Source organism: Colwellia sp. SU-HH00943 (genome assembly GCF_057546125.1).
Genome location: NZ_BAAJLW010000003.1, coordinates 209,821 through 231,242, shown reverse-complemented (window position 1 = coordinate 231,242; position 21,422 = coordinate 209,821). Strand labels below are relative to the sequence as shown.

The following is a 21,422-nucleotide window of genomic DNA, read 5'->3' as shown; positions in this document are numbered from 1 at the left end:
AAGTCGCCTTGATAGATACGGAAATTCGCTTTAATCAATCGTTTGAAAGCTCTTTAAAAACATCATCTTTTAAATCAGCCCATAAATTACCTGACTCAACCCCGTAATTACGTACTGCAAAAATCGATTCGTCAAAACGATTCTCTTTCGCTAAATCAATCAGTTTTTGATAGTAATTCCTTGATATCTCGCGCCCTTTTGGATGAGCGAAATATAAACTACCAATGCGTGAATACAATCCTCTAAAGCCATTTAAAATTAATAAGTAAATTGAATTGCCCGAAGCAACAACTAACTCTTTATTTATTTTATAGTCAAATTCAGCAAAAGCTTCGCCATTATCTGACACATCTTTATAAGCACTCAATATTTCGATAGTTTTTTGTGGGTTATTTTTAATTGCACCACGAATATAAATAGCACTGATATTAGTACGAGCAGAAAGTAAGTTATCGACTAGATCAGGAATACCTTCTTGATCAAGTTGAGCCAATGTTTCTAGAATATTTAAACTCGATGTCTCCCAAAAGTTATTCACTTTGGTAGGTTTGCCGTGTTTAATCGTAAGCCAGCCATCACGCGCTAAACGTTGTAATACTTCTCTCAATGTTGTGCGAGTTACGCCTATCAATTCTGATAACTCTCGCTCTGCAGGTAAGATAGAACCTGGTGGGAAACCACCATTCCAAATAGACTCAACAATATATTGCTCGGCGAATCCTGCTGGGCTTTGCGCTTTTATAACCATATGGGCTTAATAACCAAAAAATAAACTAGTAAAACTGATTGTACCAGAAGATTTTTTTGGTACAAGCGTAATAAAATTGCATTAAATTTGATCACTGCCATTTAACTTGAGATTTTGCGGCAACCTGAGAATTTTTTATTTGAGAAAATAACTTAATACATTATCAAGACGTAGTTGTACGCTACAAAGTGTAATGCTCCTATAAGAATGTAAGATATTTCCTACTCCTTTTAGATTGAATGAATTGGACTTCCCTGATTTTTGGAATACGTGATTCGAAAAAAGATTATGTTTTATTATTAACAAATAAGATGGGCTTCCCAGGTTTCACTAACTAAATCCACTTTTGCCATCGCTCATTTCCATACTTATCATATCTGCCAATTGCAGATCTTTATGGTTTATAAAGCAATTATTTGGGCAACTTTCTAACTCACTTTGTGCCCCAAAGCGAGTTTCATTGTTGTTTTAAAATACAACAAATACTAACGACCGTTTTGTGACAAAATCGGACATTGTATTCTTTAAATATGTGAAGAAATTAAAGCCGCTTAGGAATAAAGAGTTATTCCTAAGCGGCTAAAAACCTCTATTCTTTCGGTGTATAAGGATCTGGAGTACCTAAGAAGATTGGTGGTTCTTTTTCAAGTGAGCCTTGAAACTCTACAATCTTTTTAAACATGACTGGCAGCACCCATGTCGCTTCAGAAGCCATATTATATTCTTCTTTTGGATCAGTTATCAGATTATAAACTTTTGGTACATTAAGCTGTTTTGGCACGCTATTCATGTTTTCAAGCTCAACTAAATGCATCTTCCAGTTTTTCCATTTATAACCATAAACATCATCATTGTTGTAAACAATAAACCCTTCACGATTTGAGTTTTTCTGCTTACCTGTGAAGAAATCAAGTTGGTTTACTCCGTCAACAATTCTATCCTTTGGTACTTCATAACCAGCTACACTTCCTAATGTTGGAAGAAGATCGACAACATGAACAATTTCATTACTCACTTTACCAGCAGGTATTTTTCCAGGCCAACGAATTAAGAAAGGTGCACGAAGTGACCCCTCCCAAGCAGTAAAGTAGTTTCCTTTCCAAGGACCAGCAGTGCCGTGCCATGGATAAAAATACTCAGGACCATTATCGCTAAACCAAATGACGATAGTATTATCAGCTATTTTAAGCTCATCTAATGTGTCTAAAACTTCACCTGCTCTAAAGTCGATTTCAGATAACACATCGGCATAGTGACCATTACCTGTTTTACCATCAAAATCTTTATGAGGTAGTGTTGGTAAATGTGGCTGAGTATATGGAATAAAAGTGAAGAATGGTTTATTCGACTTTGCATTTCGCTTTATAAAATCAATCGCATGTTTGTTGAGTTCAGAATCAATGCTTCTTCTACTTTCGAGATTATAAGGTTTTACATCTACAGGTAGCTTGCCTTTTTCTGCTTTGACAATCATAGGGGATACCCCCTCTTTTTCATCAAATTGAAACTGAGAAGAGTATTCAGACTCATCTGTGGTGTTAGCTACACCATACCACTCATCAAAACCTTGGTCAGAAGGAAATCTGCCAGGAGTATCACCGATGTGCCATTTACCAAACATCCCTGTCGCATAGCCTGCGTCTGAGAAAAGTTCTGCCATTGTGATTTCCCAGTTTGTTAAACCATATAGCATTCCCCAAACAACTCTAGTAGTACCTGAACGAATTGGTCTTCTACCTGTCATAAAAGCGGATCTAGTTGGTGTACACTGAGGCTCAACATTAAAGTTCTGTAATCTAAAGCCCTCTTGAGCTAGCTGATCCAGCCTTGAGGTAGCGGCCCCCCTCAGCTCTCCTCCACCATATACACCGAGTTCCCCCCAGCCTAAGTTGTCAACCATCATAACAACCACATTTGGTTTTGAATGTTGTTTAGAATAGGAATAATTTGAAAAAAGTATGAGGAAGATAAGTAAAATACTTAGATTATGCTTCATTGTTTTCTCCATTATTTATTAGTCTGTATCGCTTCGATCCATAAAATAATAGTAACGTATAATTAACCTCATGAATTTAAAAAATTGAAAAGATTCAAAATTTTAATTAGCAAGAAGATAATTAGTACATGCTAACGTATATAAAAACACAAATGTTTATTTATTTTAATAATTAAATGCTAATTCTTTTATTGTTATTAAAACCACGAACGACAGTAGTTCGCTCACAGCAGACCTATCTAACTTTGTGCCTCTTAACGAGATAGAGATAGAATAAAGAAAAAAGTTCAATAGACTATAAACTCTTTAGCGCAAAGTGCCCTATTCCATGATAGAAACTTTAGCCAACAATCAAACTTACTAATAAAGTATTCGAAAGTTTATAGCATCAGAAATATCAATCAGCATAACCACTTCCAATAGCATTGAACGGTAACTCTAATCCAAGCTCTGGTACTTGGTTACCTACCCAAGCCACAAAAGTATTACTATTAGGGCCTGGAAAAACACTGTATTCATTTGTCCAAGGATAAAGGGCTATTGCTGCCTGAACTTTAGGAATAAGCTCCGAGGCTTTATCACCTTTAATAGAAAGTAATAGTTCAGGTTTTGAACCATACCAATACCTATCAGGTGTCAATGTTTGATATTGCCTGATTGCGGGTAATCCTCGCTCTACTTGCCAACCTGTGACTTCATAAACGGTATATTTAGTCGCTTTATCCTCCTTAATTGCTATCCAAGGGTGAACAGCAAACCAACCACGCCAGCTAAAAGCGTCTGCAGCATAGAATTCAATGATGGCTCGGCTATCTTCACTTGGTGCAGTAGATATGCCTGCGGGCTCTCTACTGGCCGTACGCCAATCACTATGACTACATGCACTCATAAGTAATACAGCGCAAATAATAATCCAATTTTTCATACACACTATCATTTTTATATCTACTGTTTAATTTCGACCGATTACCTAGATAATTTAGTGACTGAGACTAACTAAAGGAAATATGGTCTCGATTGCCTATTAAACGCTCATTGAAATACTTAGCTGAATTAAAATAAGTCTAAAATAAAAATCAAAAAATTAGTATAACATTGAGATGATTTAACAGCATGGCAAGGTAAAATGATTTTATAATCGCACCAGCCGTAACGACATAAATATTTTAATTTAAGAAGTAAACCAACAAAACAACCTTCTTTGATAACGGAAAAAATTTGCTTTCAAGAAACGATTTATCAATAAAAATCAGGCAAAAAAAATAACTTTTAAATGCATTATTTTTCAAATTGAATTCAAAAAAATAACAAAACATTATTTCATATCAAAATAGTGAATATAATTGAGATTCAGCGCATATATTCATTTCATTTTGGCTAAGTTTTGTTAGAATTGCGCGCATAAAAATACCTACCTAAAAAAACATGAGAACCACAATGAAACTTTTCTTATTTTGTATACTTGCACTGCTATTTCCTAGCATTGCAGTTGCATCGGGTGCTGCTCAGCAAACAATTAATTTAACTGAACACTGGGTGGGTTATACCGCCATTGCCATCTTTGTTGTTGCATACACCTTAGTTATTATGGAAGAGCATTTAAGTTTAAGGAAATCAAAACCCGTACTGCTTGCAGCCGGGCTTATTTGGATTTTAATTGCAGCCTATTATGGTTCAAACGGCATGCCTCATGCCGCTGAAGTTGCTATTAGACATAACTTCTTAGAATATGCTGAGTTATTCTTTTTCTTACTTGTTGCCATGACATATATCAATGCCATGTTAGAGAGAAATGTATTTGATGCGCTTCGTGATGTTTTAATCAAAAAAGGATACAGCTATAAAGCGCTATTTTGGATAACGGGTATATTAGCTTTCTTTATATCACCTATTGCCGATAACCTTACTACAGCCTTAATAATGTGTGCGGTTATATTAACTGTAGGTAAAGATGAACCAAAATTTATTGCTATGAGCTGCGTTAATATTGTTGTTAGTGCAAATGCTGGTGGTGCATTTAGTCCGTTTGGTGATATTACTACCTTAATGGTATGGCAAAAAGGTATCATCGAATTCACTGAGTTTTTTGCATTATTTGTCCCTTCTGTTATTAACTTTATTATTCCTGCTTTTATCATGCATTTCTTTTTGCCTAAAGGTAGCCCAAGTTCAGCTTCAAGTGATATTACTCCTATTAAAGTTGGTGGTTTAACTATCGTTGGTCTATTTATTTTGACTATCGTAACAGCGGTTTCTTTCCACAACTTCCTACATTTACCACCAGTATTTGGCATGATGTTAGGTTTAGCCTATTTGAAATTCTTTGGTTATTACATTAAAAAATCAGGCCAAGGTAAACTTAATACTTCAGATGTACCAGCAGGACGAACAAGATCAGACGATTTTGATATCTTTGATAAAATTGCTAAGGCAGAGTGGGATACTTTATTCTTCTTCTATGGTGTAATTTTAGCGGTTGGTGGTTTAGGCTTTATCGGCTACTTAGCCGCGACATCTGAGCTTATGTATGGCCAACTTGGACCAACAACAGCCAATATACTAGTAGGTATACTTTCTGCTATTGTTGATAACATTCCGGTTATGTTTGCCGTATTAACAATGCAACCTGATATGTCTCATTCACAATGGCTATTAGTTACCTTAACAGCAGGTGTAGGCGGCAGTATGCTTTCTATTGGCTCTGCAGCTGGTGTTGCATTAATGGGACAAGCACGTGGTTATTACACCTTTTTTAGTCACTTAAAATGGACTCCTGTTATAGCGTTAGGCTACGCTGCCAGTATTTACGCTCATTTATTAATTAACTAAAAAGTTATTGTTCATCACAGCAGCTTTTTAAACTTGCTGAACTGATATAGTATATTGAAAGCTTCTAAAGGTATTTAGAAGCTTTTTTATTTTATTAACATCAATATGTAGGAAAAAATGAAATTATTAAGTGACTTAACCACCAACTCAAAGCCTTGGTTATTATTAGCACTAACAGCATTAGGGCTAGAGTTATGCGCATTATTTTTTCAATACGTAATGGATCTCAAGCCATGTATCATGTGCGTTTATCAACGCCTTGCCATCGCCGCCATATTACTTGCTGGCCTTATAGGTTTTTTTGCACATAAGCTTTTAATTACCCGATTTATCGCTTATGCCCTATGGGGAGTCGGTGCAATTTGGGGGTTGATCATTGCCCTTGAACATATTGAAATGCAATCAAACAGTGGCTCTTTGTTTTTCAGTTGTGAATTTATTCCTAATTTTCCGAGCTGGGCACCTTTACATGAATGGATACCATCAATTTTTGAAGCAACGGGTGATTGCGGTGAAATTAGTTGGCAGTTTTTAGGCTATAGTATGCCCCAGTGGATGGCCGTCGTTTATGGTGTTTATTCAGCCGTATTTGTGTTGGTAATATTAAACAGGCTTTTCCACGCAAAATCATTATAACGAGCATGTTCAAGCTTAAGGAAAGTGTTTGAATAAGCACTTTCCTCGCTACTGAACACCACATTAATTAAGATAAACATTAATGAAGACATTATTTTTATCTCGTTTAATAATTTGACATTTGGCAAGGGTAGCGCATTATGCCTACCAATAAAGTCCTATATCAATATTCACCATCAATATCCGTAACTATTCAATATATTCACCGTTTAAAAATACAGGTAACACCAAGATATTTAAAAGATTAAATTCTCAATTTAACCTTGGGGCACAACAACTTGTTCTTGAGTACCCAGGCCTTCAATACCCAAGGTGATTTTATCACCAGGCTTTAAGTATAATGGTGGGGTTTGCCCTAGTCCCACCCCCGGTGGTGTACCTGTTGAAATAATATCTCCAGGCTGTAAACTCATAAATTGACTTAAATAGCTGACAATAAATTCAGGTTTGAACACCATGGTTTTTGTGTTGCCGTTTTGAAAAGTTTTTCCATTAACGGCTAACCACATAGCTAAGTTATTTGAATCTTCAATTTCATCACTTGTCACTAACCAAGGACCTATAGGACCAAAAGTATCACACCCCTTCCCTTTATCCCACTGACTGCCTTTTTCTAATTGAAAAGTACGCTCTGATACATCGTTACAAACACAGTAACCAGCAATATATTCATGAGCATCTTCTTCGCTAACATAGGATGCATGTTTACCAATAACAATCGCCAACTCTACTTCCCAATCAAGTTTGTCACTGTTTCTAGGCTGTATAATATTATCGTTAGGACCTGAAATAGCGCTAGTAGCTTTTGTAAATACTTCAGGTTCATTTGGAATCTTCATTCCTGATTCAGCTGCATGATCGGCATAGTTTAATCCAATACAAAGGAACTTCCCTACATTGTCAACACAAGCGCCTAAACGAGTATTTGCGTCCACAATAGGTAAGCTCGATAAATCTAAATCTCTTATGCGCTGCAAACTCTCTTTTGATAATATTGACCCGTTGATATCCTCAATAATACTATCTAGGCTTCGGATATTATTTTCGTCATCGAGAATCCCTGGCTTTTCTTGCCCTAAAGGCCCATAGCGAAGTAATTTCATAATGTATGATCTCTTTTATTTAATAAGTTAATTGTTTAAGGTGACAAAACCACCGTCTATCGGGAAGTTACTGCCTGTGATAAAAGCGGCTTCATCAGAGCTAAGGTAGTCAACCAATGCTGCAATTTCTTCAGGAGTTCCCATTCTTCCAATAGGTTGACTTTTCGACAATTTTTCAAACATTTCAGCTTTGTTGTCGGGGTAATTATTGTCTAAGAAATTATCAACAAAAGGTGTGTGTACTCGGCCAGGGGAAATACAATTACAACGAATACCATGTTCTAAATAATCTCGAGCAACTGAATAGGTCATAGTTAAAACTGCACCTTTGGTCATTGAATATGCAAACCGGTCTGAAATCCCAACAGAAGCGGCGATAGAGGCCATATTAATAATCACTCCACTCTTTTGTGCTTTCATCGCATCAATAACACCACGCATACAGTTATATACGCCTTTAACATTAATATTGTATAAACGATCTACATCCTCTTCTTGAGTATTTTCAATATTACCAATATGAGCAATACCTGCATTATTTACCAAAATATCAATAGGTTGCTTCTCATTAATACTTTTGAATAAGGCCAAAACTTGTGCGTTATCGGATACATCAGCAGCAAATGCTTCTGCGTCTCCATTTTCTTTGATAATAAGATCTACTGTTTCTTGAGCTGCATTTAGATTTAAATCTAACACCAATACCTTGGTACCTTTTTTGGCCAAACGTAAGCAAATGCTCCTACCAATACCACTGCCCCCACCGGTAACAAGCCCTACTTTGGCACTCTCTTTAATAGTCATTTTATATCCTAGCTTTATAATGAAACGGTCAAGTTATAGAAACGGCGGGCATTGTTTGCCCAAATATTTTGCTGCTCAACTATTGAACAAGGCGTAAGCAGAGCCTTAGTTAAATTAACCCACAATTCATAATCACCATTAAGCTTAAGTACAGGCCAATCACTACCCCACATCATCCTATTTGCCCCGAAAGTAGACATTAACTGTATAAAGTAAGGATTCAAGTGCTCTATAGTCACCTCACCTTTAGCTGCTTCAGTCATTAAACCTGATAGCTTTACCGATACATTTTCAAGTGTTTTAAATGCGTCAATTTGCAGCTTCCAATAAACCGAAGGTGGTTTGTCAATTTTAGGTTTAGCACAGTGGTTAATAACTATTTTTAACGACGGATGGCTTTTTGCTAATGTGTGTATATTGGTTAAATGAAAATCCCGCACTAGTGCATCAAAACTTAAATCGTTAGCTATTAAAAACTCAAAAATGGGCTTGAACTTTTCTTGTAAAATCCAATTTACATCATCAATACCTTGTAGCATTGGACGTATGCCTTTGAAGTAGGGATTTTTTGAAAACATTTCTAAACTTAACAACGCAGTTGGGCTTTCCATATCAACCCAGCCTACTACACCAGAAACAAAGTCTGTTTTCTGAGCCAACTCTAATAAAAATTGTGTTTCTGCTTCGGTGTTTGAAGCTTGCACAACTATGGTTTCACTCACTTTAGTGTTATTAAGCTCTGGTGATAAACATTCTGGCAAGTAATCTCGATACAGTAGCGCTAATTCAGGGGTTAACCATTGATAATCGCCACGTGCTAATTGCCAAAAATGCTGATGAGAGTCTACTTTTTCCATCTGGTTTGTAAATTTATCTGGTGTATTCATCGGCTGTTACCTTAATTAGACTCTGGTACAGGCGCTTCGGCATCAATTAAGTTTTTTTCTTTTAACTTTTGCCAAAAATCAGTTGGAATTTTTTCAGAAAATAGTGCGATTGTTTCAATGACACGTTTTTCACTTCCTAGCCCAGGAATGACTGAAGCAACGGCACTGTGTCCTAATGGGAACTGTAATGCAGCTGCAGGCAGTGTGACGTTATAGTCAGCACAAACAGCTTCAATCTTGGCCACTTTATCAATGATATGTTGTGGTGCAGGCTCATAGTTGTAATAAGGAGTACGCTTTCCTTTAACGCCAGTAGCTAAGATGCCTGAATTATATGGGCCGCCTAAAATTATTGATGCACCGTGTGCTTCACACCGCGGTAAAAAGGTATTTAATGGCGCTTGCTCTAACAATGAATAACGACCCGCAAGTAAAAAGCAATCAAACTGACCTATGTCCATTACTCGTTCACAAACCTCTGATTCATTCACGCCAAGACCTACAGCCTTTATTTGCTTAGCGGCTCTTAGTTCATCAAGTGCTTTATAACCACTAGATTTAAATTGCTCGAAATAAAACTCGTCTTTTTCTCCATGAGTATCAACACCAATATCATGCACCAGTAAAATATCAATTTGAGCTAAGCCTAAACGCTGTAAACTATCTTCATATGAACGCATAATACCGTCATAAGTATAATCATAATGGGCGTCAAACGGCATAGGAGAAGCAAAGCCATAACGTAATTGATTTACATCAGTATTACTATCAGGAGTTAATATACGGCCAACTTTAGTTGATATAACGTATTCACTTTTTGGTAAAGTTCTTAAGGCATTACCAACACGACGTTCACTCAAGCCTAATCCATAACGAGGCGCGGTATCATATAAGTTCATGTTTGAATCAATAGCAGCCGCTAACGTTGCTGACGCGTCATTATCTGACACTTCATGATAAAGGTTACCCATAGATGCAGCACCAAATCCTAACGGTGAAACGTTTAATGAGGTATTACCTATTTGACGTGCTTTAAACAGTGTAGTCATAGTGATTTTCTTTTAAATGATTAGGTAAAACGTGGTCGTATGCGCTATTGATTAGGGTAACTTGATTGATAATCTCCATGAAGAATCATAGTTCCCCACTGTTTTAACCAAGTACGTTTATCTTTTTCACCAGACCACCAGTTTTCATGATGGAAATTACCCCAATTATTTTCTCCCGCTGCAGGCAGGTCGAGATCGCCAACCGCTAGGTTTAAACCCATTTGGGTTACTGGTATATCAGCTGACCAAAACACACCAGGTTTAATCTCTAAACAAGCTTCAGGTTTAATCCGCCATTCCATTGTATAACCTGAGCCTTCATCACCTTTTTTAATATGTACTTTTACTTCCATATCTTTGTTAAGGATCCATTGTTGATAATTGTTCCATGCAGAAAGCATGGAGCGCTCTTCTCCTTCTAGCAAACCAGCAACACCGATTCCACCTAAACGAGATTTATAGGTGCTAGCTACCATTTGCCAACTTTGGCTATTACCTTTATTTAGCTCTCCATCTTCTTCAGACCAAGTGTTACTTGCATTTATCAGCACTTCAACGCCATCACCAAACCATGGGAAACCTTCTCTTGTTAATTCGTGTGCTTTTGGGTTTTCTTCTGGTAACCAAGGCTCTATATCTAGTCCGTAAATAACATCATCAGTTATATCAAAAGCAAAATAGAGGTAAGTACCGTCATGTTTTATCCATACAGTGCCTGATAAATCTCGAGGTTCTTTAACCGGAGAAAACTGTGCCACCCACTCTTCTATGCCTGAAATTTTTGCTGCATCAATATATTCATCTAGTTCGATTTTCCCATCAAAAACAGGTGATGAACCTCGGTAAACATTCACTTCAGGTGTCTGTAATAATTGTTCGTTTACTACATTCTTTTTTTCAGCGGTTGGAGAGTTAGTCGCTAAATATTCAAATGATGCATACAAACCTAACATCACTACGGCAAGTATTGCCCAACCACTCCAAATAGAGCGACTTTCAGCTGTGTTATTGTCATTCAAATCTTTATATGACGGTAGCATTTCTTCTTGTTGCGAGTGTTCAGTCATCAAAGACAGTACTACGGTTAATGCACATGAAAAAACAAATAATATAAATGACAACATTAAAAAGTGTGGCCATGCTTCAAAAAAACCAAATGTTTGTCCATTAGTACTCAATATTCCAACCCCAATACAAGTAATACAACTAATGATAAAACTGCTTATGGCAGCGGTAGCTGTTACTCTTCGCCAAAACAACCCCACTAAAAATAAGGTCGTTAATGGCGGCGCTAAAAAGGCAATTAAACTTTGTAATAATTCAAACAAGTTAGCTGCAACATTTTCCATAGCTATCGCCCAAAAAAATGCCAATACACTTGCCCCTAATGTGACAATGCGCCCAACCAAACGGGTTTCTTTTACTGACAACTTGTTACCTTTTTTAAAAACAGGTTGGTAAAAATCTAGCGTGAAAATAGTACTGAATGAGTTTAATCCTGAATCTAACGTACTAATTAAAGCAGCCATCAGCACCGCTATCATTAAACCTCTAAAACCAACAGGCATATATTCACTGACCATCGCAAGGAATGCGCCATCAGTGTTTTCTAATCCAGGCTGCAAGGCAAAGAAAATAATCCCTGGCAAAATAAAAATAAACGGTGGTAGTATTTTAAGAAAGCCCGCTAATAACACACCTTTTTGCGCTGTTGGTAAATCTTTAGCGGCAAAAACACGCTGCACAATAGTTTGATCGGTACACCAAAACCATACCCCCATGATTGGATAACCTAGAATGAATGCAAGCCAAGGTACACTTTCAGAATCAGTATCAATTAAACGCCAATATTGCGCAGGTGTATTTGCTATTAAGCCATCAAGCCCGCCTATTTCATAAAGACCAATAAGGGTTAGCGCAGACATACCCACAATCATTAAAATAGTTTGAAATGCATCAGTTACAATAACGGCAGCAATACCACCAACAATTGTAAAACTCGTTGCGACAATAAGTAGTAGTAATACAGAGATCCATAAGTCCCAACCCGTAAATTGAGAAAACAACAACCCACCAACGTAAAGACCACCACCGAGCCAAATAATCACAATCGTCATTAACGAATATGCCGTTAGCAAACGATGCATACCATTACCAAATCGTCGTTGAATAAATTGCGGGATGGTCGTGATATTTAAACTTAAATAATATGGCGTAAACACCATGGCAAGTAATAATAAGAATATACACGCGAACCACTCAAAATTGGCAATTAACATACCTGAACTATAAGCGGCACCAAAGCTGGCAATAAGAAAAGAAGGCCCTATATTCGTACCCCATATAGACATACCTATACTCTTGTAACCAGCACTTTTATCCCCAACAAACAGACTGACATTTTTATCCTGTCTCATTGAAACAATTAAACCAATAGCCATTAATAGCACTACATAAATCCCTATTACGTAATAATCTATTGTGTGGAGTAATTCGACAGTTTTCATCTTGTTCCTACTACATATAATATTAAGTTGATTGAATTTTCGAGACAGTTAATACCTCAAATAAAAACAAAATCAAATTAATACTAATGGGCGCTATAAATTAGCGCCCATATCAATTGTTAAAAACAGCGCTTACAAACTAGCACGAATACCAAATATAATGCTGCGACTTCTAGTGACATAATCACGGAAGTTAGATTCGTTGATAATATAATTTCTTGAATCTTCCTCTGTTGCATTGATAACATTCAATGTTAAATCAATACTTTCTGTCACACTATATGAAAAGTTAAGATCCAGCTGACCAACGCCTTCGGTGAATGCTGGCTGGCTTGCGCGATCAACTCCACCACCTAAAGCTTGGAAGAAGTTATCACGATATACGTAAGCAACTCGAGCGCCAATCTTATCAGTCTCATAATAAACAATAGCATTGAAGTTATTTTCTGATGCTCCAGGGAAGCCAAATTGAAGTAAGGTATTGTCACCTGGGTTATCAAAGCTCGAGTCAACATAAGTATAGTTAGCTTGTATACCAAAGCTTTCAGTAATTGGCATGTTAGTACCTAGTTCGAAGCCTTGTATAGTGCCACTAGAAACATTGATAGGCTGGATCGTATCAAATAAAGTATCACCATGACCTGGTAACGTTACATCAGTCCGGGCTTCACTTAATACAAAATCTTCTACTGCTTTATAAAATAAACTGGCGTAAATAGCGCCTTCATTTTCCGTATAATATTCAAAAGTTGTGTCAAATGACCAAGCGGTATAAGGTTTAAGCTCTGGATTGCCAATAGAAGCCGTAGAGTTAATAGTTGGATCGTAGTTTACATCCGTGGTGTCTTGTAAATTTACAGAACCATTAACTTTCAGGTTATCGTATTCAGGCTGAGACATGGTTTTAGAAACACCTACCCGCCATTGTAGAGAATCATTAATTTCAAGCATAAAGTTAACACTTGGTAATAACTGGAAGTCATCACTTTTAGCTTGTGAGTCAACATAACCAAGTTCTTCAACAATACCATTGGCTGAGTTAACAATACGTGTAGATTGGAAACCAAGTATATTACGATCAGTTTGAACACCACGTACACCAAAGTTAGCCGTATAGTAGCGTTGACCAATTTCACCTTCTAAATCTGCTTGTAAATAAAATGCTAATGTATCTTCTTCAACAACAAATGAATTGGCGCGATCAAGTGGTAAGCCAGTAGTACTGTCAACATTTAACAGAGGATCATTAAAAGTTGAACTTGCCGCTCGTTCGTTAAATACATCTGGGTAGGCAGCTGCTTGGGCATCATAATCAACGACTAAAAGCTGATCAAAATCGATTCCTGTTCCTGGAAATAAAGGTTTGGTTAGTGAGCCATCAAAAGAAGCATCTTCTAAAGCATCATCATCCCAAATCAAGGTAAATCTACTGGCTTCGCGTACATCAACTTCAGTGCTAGCTTGGCGAACTCCTGCTTTCAACGTCAACGATTCATTTACATGCCACTTTGCATCTAATTTAAATGCTAATTGTTCATTATTACCTACACGCTCACGACCAAAAAAACCAACACTTGTGTAAGACTCAGGATCATGTACTGCACTTGGGTAACTAAATGATGGCACTGAGTTTGTACCATCAAAACTAAAATCATCTGAAGCAAAACCTGCGGTCATAATACCTAAACGTAAGTCTTGAAAAAACTCAACTTTAGAATACGAAACATCACCAGTAACGCTAAAGTCATTACCTTCACCATAAACAACATTAAAACCCGTTACGGTATTTTCAGATAAATTATCGAATAGCAAATCAAAGGTATCTACGTTAAAAGTGCTACCACCGGTATAACCTGCTGAAGGATTAACTTTTTGAACATAATCATTTTCGATTGTAATGGCATCTTCATCATAAACACCTGAATAGTCGAAAAATAAATCCGCTGTTGGACGTTGAGAAAATACATCATAGGTAGACTTGTAACCATCGAAGCCTAATTTCCAATCATCAACCGGTTGCCACTCTACACCATAAGCAATTGAAGAACGTTCTTTATTACCACGAATTGCGTTGTAACTAATACGTGTATGAGATAACACATCTTCCTCAACCCGATCTGCAACACCATCACCATTAGTGTCGATTGAAATATCACGGTAGTTTGCTCGAGTGAATGCTTCGTCCACTGAATAATCAAGATCTGACACAATTGCAGAGACATAACCGGCTAAAGTATTGTCTGAATTACGAAGACCAAAAACACCAGAAAACTTAGGTTGAGTTTTTTCAGTCAAGCTATCATTGATGGCTGAAATTGAACCTGCAGCAAAATAATTTTTATCATCTTTATATAAATGGCCAGAGCTTAAAGGCTTTAACGTTACCAACTCTATCGAACCACCAATACCACCTTCAATGGTTTCTGCTGATGGCGTTTTTCTTACCACTACACCACTGATAATTTCAGATGGAATAACATCAAGATTGAACTGCCTAAGATTTTGTATACCTTCATCACCATGTGATAGTGGCGAACGTCCATTAGCGGTAACGCTTACAAATAAAGGACCTAAACCTCGAATTGACGCACGATCACCGCCGATCCCATTATTATTTTTTTGAAGTTGTACACCAGGAATACGAGCTATTGCGTCACCGATATTGTCATCAGTAAACTTACCTAAATCTTCACTGGTAATAACATCCACTACACCCTGTGCACTTCGCTTAAGGTTTTGTGAATTGATGATGCTACCGCGAATACCGCCCCTTACTTCGATAACTTCAATATCTTCTTTAGCTTTCTGCTCTGTTACTTCTTCTGCAATTATTTGACCTGATAACAAGCCTGTTGTAACGGCAATTGCTAGTATTGATTTATTAAATTTCATACCTATTCCCCTAACACTCTTATAATTTTAATTTTCAGATAGCGATAAAAATCAATATCCATTAGAATACTTCCGAAAATATATTACATGAGCAATCTGAAATATCAAGATCATTTTTAAATATTTTTAAAGTAAGTTTTAAAATATTAATTTGACATATCATTTTGTATCTTGTTAACTATACATCATCGAATAACAAGATTGGTATAGTTAGCAAAGATTAATGTAAGTGATATATAAATCAAAATTAAATACTTATTAATTTTTATTACCCTACTAAATCATATTTCAAAACATCGCTGTAAAATTTCAACATAGTAAAACTAACCGAAATGCGAGTGTTTTTAATTTTCTGTCGTAAGGATTCATCATGAATACAGCAGGTAATGTCATAGGAAATAAAATTACCTTAGGTGAAGAGGCCTATAATATTTTCAAAGAAGGGATTTTGTCTGGGCAAATTGCAAAAGGGAAAACCTATACTCAAGCTGCTCTTGCTAAACAATTAGCAGTTGCGATAAGCCCCTTAAGAGTCGCAACAAATAAATTAGAAGCAGAAGGTTTTTTAAAAGTCATATCGCGCAGTGGCGTACAAATTATTGATACTGATTTCACCTTGACCAGAAACACCTATCAACTCAGGGTTATTCTAGAAAGAGAGGGCTTAAAAAACTACATTCGGTCAGTGACAGACAATGAAATTCAATATTTTCGTGATGCCCACGAAACCCTTAAAGAAGAGATTTTTAATGCCAAAGACCTTTTATCAACCTATAAAAATTTATCAAAATTAGATTCAGAATTACACACCAAATTGGTGCTCGCTTTAGATAATAAACTAATTACTAAATCTTATTTAGCCAATGAAGAGTTAATTCGCTTAACTCGCCTTGACCGCGTTGATTTAGCTTCTCAAGAAATGATTTTAAGTTCTATAAATGAGCATATGACTCTCATTGACGCTATTGCCAGTAGAGATCAACAAAAAGCTGTTTCAGCCTTAGATGGGCATTTGGCTAAATCAATAAAAAGAGCTATGGGTTTATGGGGATTTTAATACCCCTTTCTAAATATAAACAAATTTTAATATTAAATATCAACGTTATAAATGAGATAAAAACCAAATGACTTCAACGATAGAACACATACGCATTCATTGCTTTGACTACCCAAGAGATAGAGTAATAGGTGATTCACAAATTGCATCAGATCGAGTATGGATAGGCGCATTAGAAATTTTTGATGGTGAAGGAACATCCGGTCTTGGTTTTTTCCAATCGTTAAGTACGTCACTGCCAGAAGCTAGTTTTGTTAAAAACCTATTAGAGCAACTTTGTTTGCCTGGCATGGTAGGTAGCACACCTGAATCATTAATTCATCGACTAACTCGCCCTAGAGGTGGGAATATTCAGCAGTTACCTTATCACTTAGATCAAGCAATAGATCAGGCTTTATGGGACTTAACAGCTAAACGAGCTGGACAACCTTTATATCAATATTTAGGTGGTAGCCATAATAAAGTAAAAGCCTATGGCAGTGGTGTTTGCTTTCATATGACAGATCAGGAAGTTTTCGATTTTTATACTGAGGCCACCAAACATAATTTCAGTGGCTATAAAGTTAAAGTAGGACATCCAGATCTAGAAAGAGACATCAATCGATTGAAGCTTGTTTCTGATGTAGTAGGTAAAGATAAGTTGATCATGGTAGACGCCAATGAAGCATGGTCACCTAAAGAAAGTATTCGAAGAATTCGTGCATTTGAAGAAGCTGGCATCCCTATTTACTGGGTTGAAGATCCTATTCTACGCTATGATATTCATGGCTTACAGGAAATTAAAGCCGCCTTAAAAGACACTTATATCAATGCCGGTGAATATTTAAATTTATCGGGCAAAAAATCATTAGTTGATCAAAACGCTGCTGATATTATTAATATTCATGGTGATTTTAGTGCCGCCCTTAAAATTGGTTGGTTGTGCGCAGAGAAAGGCATTTCTATTTCTTTAGGTAATACACCGATGGAATTGGGCGCACATATTGCTTCTGCTATTCCTGAGACCATTTATACCGAGCACTCTATGCTGAATTGGGACAGTATCATTGATAAACCATTTGCTATTGAAAACGGCTATATAGTACTTCCTGATAAACCAGGCCATAGCCTAACTTTATCTGAGAATGCTATTAAAGATTTGAAGCCTACTTCAGCTTAGTTTAAATAAAAATTGCAATCCGCCCCATAGTTTCAACGTAGTTATAAAAGCTTTATAACTTATGTTTTGGGGTGAGCACTCTATTTATCCTTATAACCTTACAAACAAAACAACAAATCATTTCTATAGAATTTTTCTAATAATCATTATTTTTAATAAGACAAAAACACCAATCTAAAATATCAAAATATAGAGTTAAAATTTCAATAGACCCATAAAAACATTACTAAACCTGTATTTGAATAAATCATGAAAGATAAAAATCTTATTTATACAATCACAATATTATAATTAAATGTCAGTTTGACAAAGATGACACCAGTTGCTGTAAATTTAAATTAGGTGTCGGTTAAACAATAAGTTAAAGTTATTTTAACTAACTATAGAGCTGCTATTTTTCAACTTCATGTAACTTAATTAGAGTTTATTGATTTTAAAATAATCTGCTGCCACTTAACTAAGGAATAAAAAATTGAAGCAAACTAAGAAGCTGCGTTGGGGTATTGTCAGTACAGGCCAAATTGCTGAAAAATTTTGTCAAGATATGAGGTTTGTCAATAACGGTGAACTAACAGCTGTTGCAGCAAGAAACTACCATGACGCACTTACTTTTGCTAATAAACATAAAATAAACACTGTTTATGAAGGTTACCAGCGTTTATTTGATGATCCTCAGATAGATATTGTTTACATAGCAACACCACATAATTTTCATTATCAACAAGCAAAAGCAGCACTAACAGCGGGTAAATCAGTGCTATGTGAAAAACCAATTACAATATCGTCACAACAATTTGAAGAGCTTCAAGCGCTTGCAAAAGAGAAAAAACTATTTTTAATGGAAGCCATGTGGACTTATTTTCTACCTGCAATTAAAAAAGCAAAACAATGGCTAACTGATGGCAAAATTGGAGCTATCAAACATATAAAAGCTGATTTTGGTTACTTAGTTCCTTATAACGATACTGGCAGAATGTATAACCCAGATCTAGCCGGCGGCTGCTTGTTAGACATGGGAATTTACCCTTTAGCTATTGCTCAATACTTTAATCCTGCACATTTGACGGACATTAATATCAAAGTAAAACATGCAAAAAGTGGTGTAGACGATGATCTAGTCATTTTAGCCACAGCAAATGAGGTTACTTTATCTCTTGCCACTTCTTTTCAATGCCGTTTGCAAAATGCAGCGCTTATTATTGGCGAAAATGGTTATATTTATATTCCTGATTTTTGGCGAGCCAAAGCATGTCATCTATACCAAACGGATACCCTGTTAGAAACCTATACCGATACATCGCCAGCGTTAGGTTATTGCCATGAAGCAGAAGCGGTTGCAGATGCAATTTTTCGCGAGCAAACAGAGCATGAGGTGATGCCTCACAGTGTTAGCCATACACTACAAGAGCAAATGGAAATAATAAAAAAGTTGTTTTAGCCATCAGAGCAAACTGTAGTTCTAAAACATTTTTAAATGTCGGTGTAAGGCTTCTTTAAAGTGCACTAATAATGCCTGAACCGCAGCTTCTTCATTACGCTGTAAACAAGCCTCTAATATAGTAATATGTTCAGACAACGATTGCTTTACCAAAACCGGAGTAAAAAGCTGTTCAAGCTGAATTAGGCGGATATAATATTTCAATTTTTGAGATGTAATTTCAACAAATTCATTGTTTAAACTCTCGATCATAGCGCCATGAAATTGCTGCTCTAACAGTTCAATAGCAGATAAAACTTTTGCGGTTATACCGTCATTATCAATTTTTTCTATCAGCTTTTTATGCTCATCTATCAAACGCTTCATCAGTGTTTCATCACCATATTGGGTGAAACTACGTACCGCGGCATTTTCAATAATAGCTCTAAACTGATAGGTAGAACGAATAAACTCTAGATCAGGTTTTCTAAATTGAATGCCTGATCTAGGGTGTATGATGAGCATATTTTCACTTTCTAGTACTCGCAAAGCATCACGCAATGGCTGTAGTGGAATATCCATCAGTTTAGAAAGCTCTCCTTGAGACATAAAAGCTCCAGGAGTTAGTTTTCGATCAAATAACCATTGTAAAATTTTCTCGTAAGCAGCCTTACTTAATGAAACAACTGGTTGCCCTTCTTTCTGCGCTGTATTTGGTTCTTTTTGTTTTTTAGACACTTTTAGGTTATTCCCTGTGAAAAAGCATTGAAGATATATTGAGAATGTATAAGAAACATATTATATACTTGTTGCGAGAATAGTAAAATTACCATACTAAAATGAAGTGAAAAATAGTAAAGTTCAAATATCAAGATAACTAATGCCGATTTTAACATCCGACCACGAGCATACAATTTATAGTATTAAGAGTTTCAACACTTGCTTATATTTTTCTCTTCCTCATGAAAGCTAAAAGCATATTTACCATAGAATATTTACCAACACTAGTCAGTTGATTTATATGACTAATAAAAAGAAATAGAAAAGACAAAGGGACAATATGAATCAGCCAACCATCCTCTGGCACGATTATGAAACATGTTCAAAGATAAAAGGATATAAAGAAGTTTAAATAATAAAGACACAATAGCGACACAAAAAAACAACTTCTGATTATGAAGATGGATACGGGGTTTAAGTAAGTGAAGTAGCAATATCACTAATGCTCCCCCTTATTTCCTCATACCAATAAGGATTAGCTCTGCAAGAACAAGCTGCACATTCGTATGCAAAAACCACTGAAATATAATAGTGCTACATTAATGGTAAGCCTTAAATTAAAAAAGCTGAAAAATTTAATATTCAGCCTTTGTATTTCATCACACTACCACTATTATTAATTTATATCTTTAATAGCTTTACTAAAAACAGTCTGGAAGCCTTTTACCTTTTCACATAGCCATTGATGATAATCATCCCAACTAACCTGATTATTCAATTCACCATTTCTTGATAATTTAATTCTACTAGCCTTACCTTCAGGCAAAGGTTTCCACTCTAACTTTTCGCCTAGTTGACTTTCTATTTCATCTTTTTTAGCCTCTAATCCGTCATAAAGTTCTTTCGAATCAGAAATATAAATCTCACAACCTAATTGATTAGTTTGACTATTAACCGTTAAGCCAATATGGGCATTAGATGTTCCAATACTAATATCATGCCAATGCTGAGGCCGAGCTTTTCTGAGTTTAATTTGATGATTATTATCTTGAACATATTCTTTTAGTTTGGTCCAAAATTCTAATTGGAGCAATTTAGTAGAAGACAGTTCTGAGGATGTGGAAGTAGACTTTTTAACTGCTTTGGCCCAATCATTCGGTTGAGCAATAATATTGAATTTCGGTGCACATGATGAATCACCGATTTGCCAAACTTCCATTTGAATAGCGAAAATATTTATCTTTTGATCTGTATGTTCATTGAGCCAATCAATGGCTTGCTTATGCTCATCCCTAACACTTTTTACAATCCAGATAATGAATTCAGCATCAAAGCCAGAAGCATAAGTAATTATTTTACCTAAATGATCATGATCTGTGGCTTCTAGCTGGTTTTCTATAACTATCTTGCGATCTGTGTTTGTTTCTTCGGCAAAAATATCAACGTTAAACTTACCTACACTAGCTTCAGTTTGAAGCAAGCTAATATCAATACCCACTTCATCGCTTAATAGCTCAAGGTTTTCTTCTTTAGCTAACCAGTTAGTGAAGTCGAGAGCTTCATGCTTCCAAACTTCGCGCAAGTCTACTTTTTTTAACTTTGATAACTTCATATTTGA

At 36.1% G+C, this 21,422-nt stretch carries 16 protein-coding genes; 5 read left to right on the top strand and 11 right to left on the bottom strand.

Annotated features, from left to right (window positions below; translation table 11 throughout):
* Nucleotides 1-34 precede the first annotated feature (34 nt).
* The 3 genes from fadR to AC27GZ_RS09525 form a co-directional block, all read right to left on the bottom strand.
* A complete protein-coding gene (gene fadR / locus AC27GZ_RS09535; RefSeq protein WP_487094730.1) occupies nucleotides 35-748 on the bottom strand; it encodes a fatty acid metabolism transcriptional regulator FadR in 714 nt (237 codons plus the stop codon).
* 589 nt (nucleotides 749-1,337) lie between these two features.
* On the bottom strand, nucleotides 1,338-2,744 hold the full coding sequence (locus AC27GZ_RS09530) for an arylsulfatase (protein WP_487094729.1): 1,407 nt from the start codon (nucleotides 2,742-2,744) through the stop codon (nucleotides 1,338-1,340).
* Between the two features lie 397 nt (nucleotides 2,745-3,141).
* Nucleotides 3,142-3,669, bottom strand: coding sequence for a DUF3750 domain-containing protein (locus AC27GZ_RS09525; protein ID WP_487094728.1), 528 nt, complete (start codon nucleotides 3,667-3,669; stop codon nucleotides 3,142-3,144).
* A 512-nt stretch (nucleotides 3,670-4,181) separates the two neighbouring features.
* Here AC27GZ_RS09525 and nhaD point away from each other — a divergent pair.
* The gene (gene nhaD / locus AC27GZ_RS09520) at nucleotides 4,182-5,573 is read left to right on the top strand and encodes a sodium:proton antiporter NhaD (protein WP_487094727.1); all 1,392 of its coding nucleotides are present in this window, start codon (nucleotides 4,182-4,184) and stop codon (nucleotides 5,571-5,573) included.
* Nucleotides 5,574-5,690: 117 nt separating this feature from the next.
* A complete protein-coding gene (gene dsbB, locus AC27GZ_RS09515; RefSeq protein ID WP_487094726.1) occupies nucleotides 5,691-6,209 on the top strand; it encodes a disulfide bond formation protein DsbB in 519 nt (172 codons plus the stop codon).
* Between the two features lie 257 nt (nucleotides 6,210-6,466).
* On the opposite strand, the gene AC27GZ_RS09510 is transcribed toward dsbB, so the two are convergent.
* The 6 genes from AC27GZ_RS09510 to AC27GZ_RS09485 form a co-directional block, all read right to left on the bottom strand.
* Nucleotides 6,467-7,312, bottom strand: a complete 846-nt coding sequence (locus AC27GZ_RS09510) for a fumarylacetoacetate hydrolase family protein (protein WP_487094725.1) — start codon at nucleotides 7,310-7,312, stop codon at nucleotides 6,467-6,469.
* Between the two features lie 27 nt (nucleotides 7,313-7,339).
* A complete protein-coding gene (locus tag AC27GZ_RS09505) occupies nucleotides 7,340-8,116 on the bottom strand; it encodes an SDR family NAD(P)-dependent oxidoreductase (protein ID WP_487094724.1) in 777 nt (258 codons plus the stop codon).
* Between the two features lie 14 nt (nucleotides 8,117-8,130).
* Nucleotides 8,131-9,003 (bottom strand): amidohydrolase family protein, encoded by an 873-nt coding sequence (locus AC27GZ_RS09500; RefSeq protein WP_487094723.1) that lies wholly within the window; start codon nucleotides 9,001-9,003, stop codon nucleotides 8,131-8,133.
* Nucleotides 9,004-9,014: 11 nt separating this feature from the next.
* Nucleotides 9,015-10,052: an aldo/keto reductase gene (locus tag AC27GZ_RS09495; protein WP_487094722.1), complete on the bottom strand. Its 1,038-nt coding sequence runs from the start codon at nucleotides 10,050-10,052 to the stop codon at nucleotides 9,015-9,017.
* 44 nt (nucleotides 10,053-10,096) lie between these two features.
* Nucleotides 10,097-12,559 (bottom strand): sodium:solute symporter family transporter, encoded by a 2,463-nt coding sequence (locus AC27GZ_RS09490; RefSeq protein WP_487094721.1) that lies wholly within the window; start codon nucleotides 12,557-12,559, stop codon nucleotides 10,097-10,099.
* Nucleotides 12,560-12,691: 132 nt separating this feature from the next.
* Complete coding sequence (locus AC27GZ_RS09485) at nucleotides 12,692-15,451, bottom strand: TonB-dependent receptor (RefSeq protein ID WP_487094720.1); 2,760 nt, start codon at nucleotides 15,449-15,451, stop codon at nucleotides 12,692-12,694.
* 370 nt (nucleotides 15,452-15,821) lie between these two features.
* On the opposite strand from AC27GZ_RS09485, the gene AC27GZ_RS09480 reads away from it, so the two are divergent.
* From AC27GZ_RS09480 to AC27GZ_RS09470, 3 genes are all read left to right on the top strand, one after another.
* Nucleotides 15,822-16,508: a GntR family transcriptional regulator gene (locus AC27GZ_RS09480; RefSeq protein WP_487094719.1), complete on the top strand. Its 687-nt coding sequence runs from the start codon at nucleotides 15,822-15,824 to the stop codon at nucleotides 16,506-16,508.
* Nucleotides 16,509-16,575: 67 nt separating this feature from the next.
* Nucleotides 16,576-17,667, top strand: a complete 1,092-nt coding sequence (locus AC27GZ_RS09475; protein ID WP_487094718.1) for a mandelate racemase/muconate lactonizing enzyme family protein — start codon at nucleotides 16,576-16,578, stop codon at nucleotides 17,665-17,667.
* A 472-nt stretch (nucleotides 17,668-18,139) separates the two neighbouring features.
* Nucleotides 18,140-19,105: a Gfo/Idh/MocA family protein gene (locus AC27GZ_RS09470; protein ID WP_487094717.1), complete on the top strand. Its 966-nt coding sequence runs from the start codon at nucleotides 18,140-18,142 to the stop codon at nucleotides 19,103-19,105.
* A gap of 21 nt (nucleotides 19,106-19,126) precedes the next feature.
* On the opposite strand, the gene AC27GZ_RS09465 is transcribed toward AC27GZ_RS09470, so the two are convergent.
* Entirely contained in the window at nucleotides 19,127-19,822 is a 696-nt protein-coding gene (locus tag AC27GZ_RS09465) for a GntR family transcriptional regulator (RefSeq protein ID WP_487094716.1), read from the bottom strand.
* 658 nt (nucleotides 19,823-20,480) lie between these two features.
* On the bottom strand, nucleotides 20,481-21,416 hold the full coding sequence (locus AC27GZ_RS09460) for a DUF4268 domain-containing protein (protein WP_487094715.1): 936 nt from the start codon (nucleotides 21,414-21,416) through the stop codon (nucleotides 20,481-20,483).
* Nucleotides 21,417-21,422 lie beyond the last annotated feature (6 nt).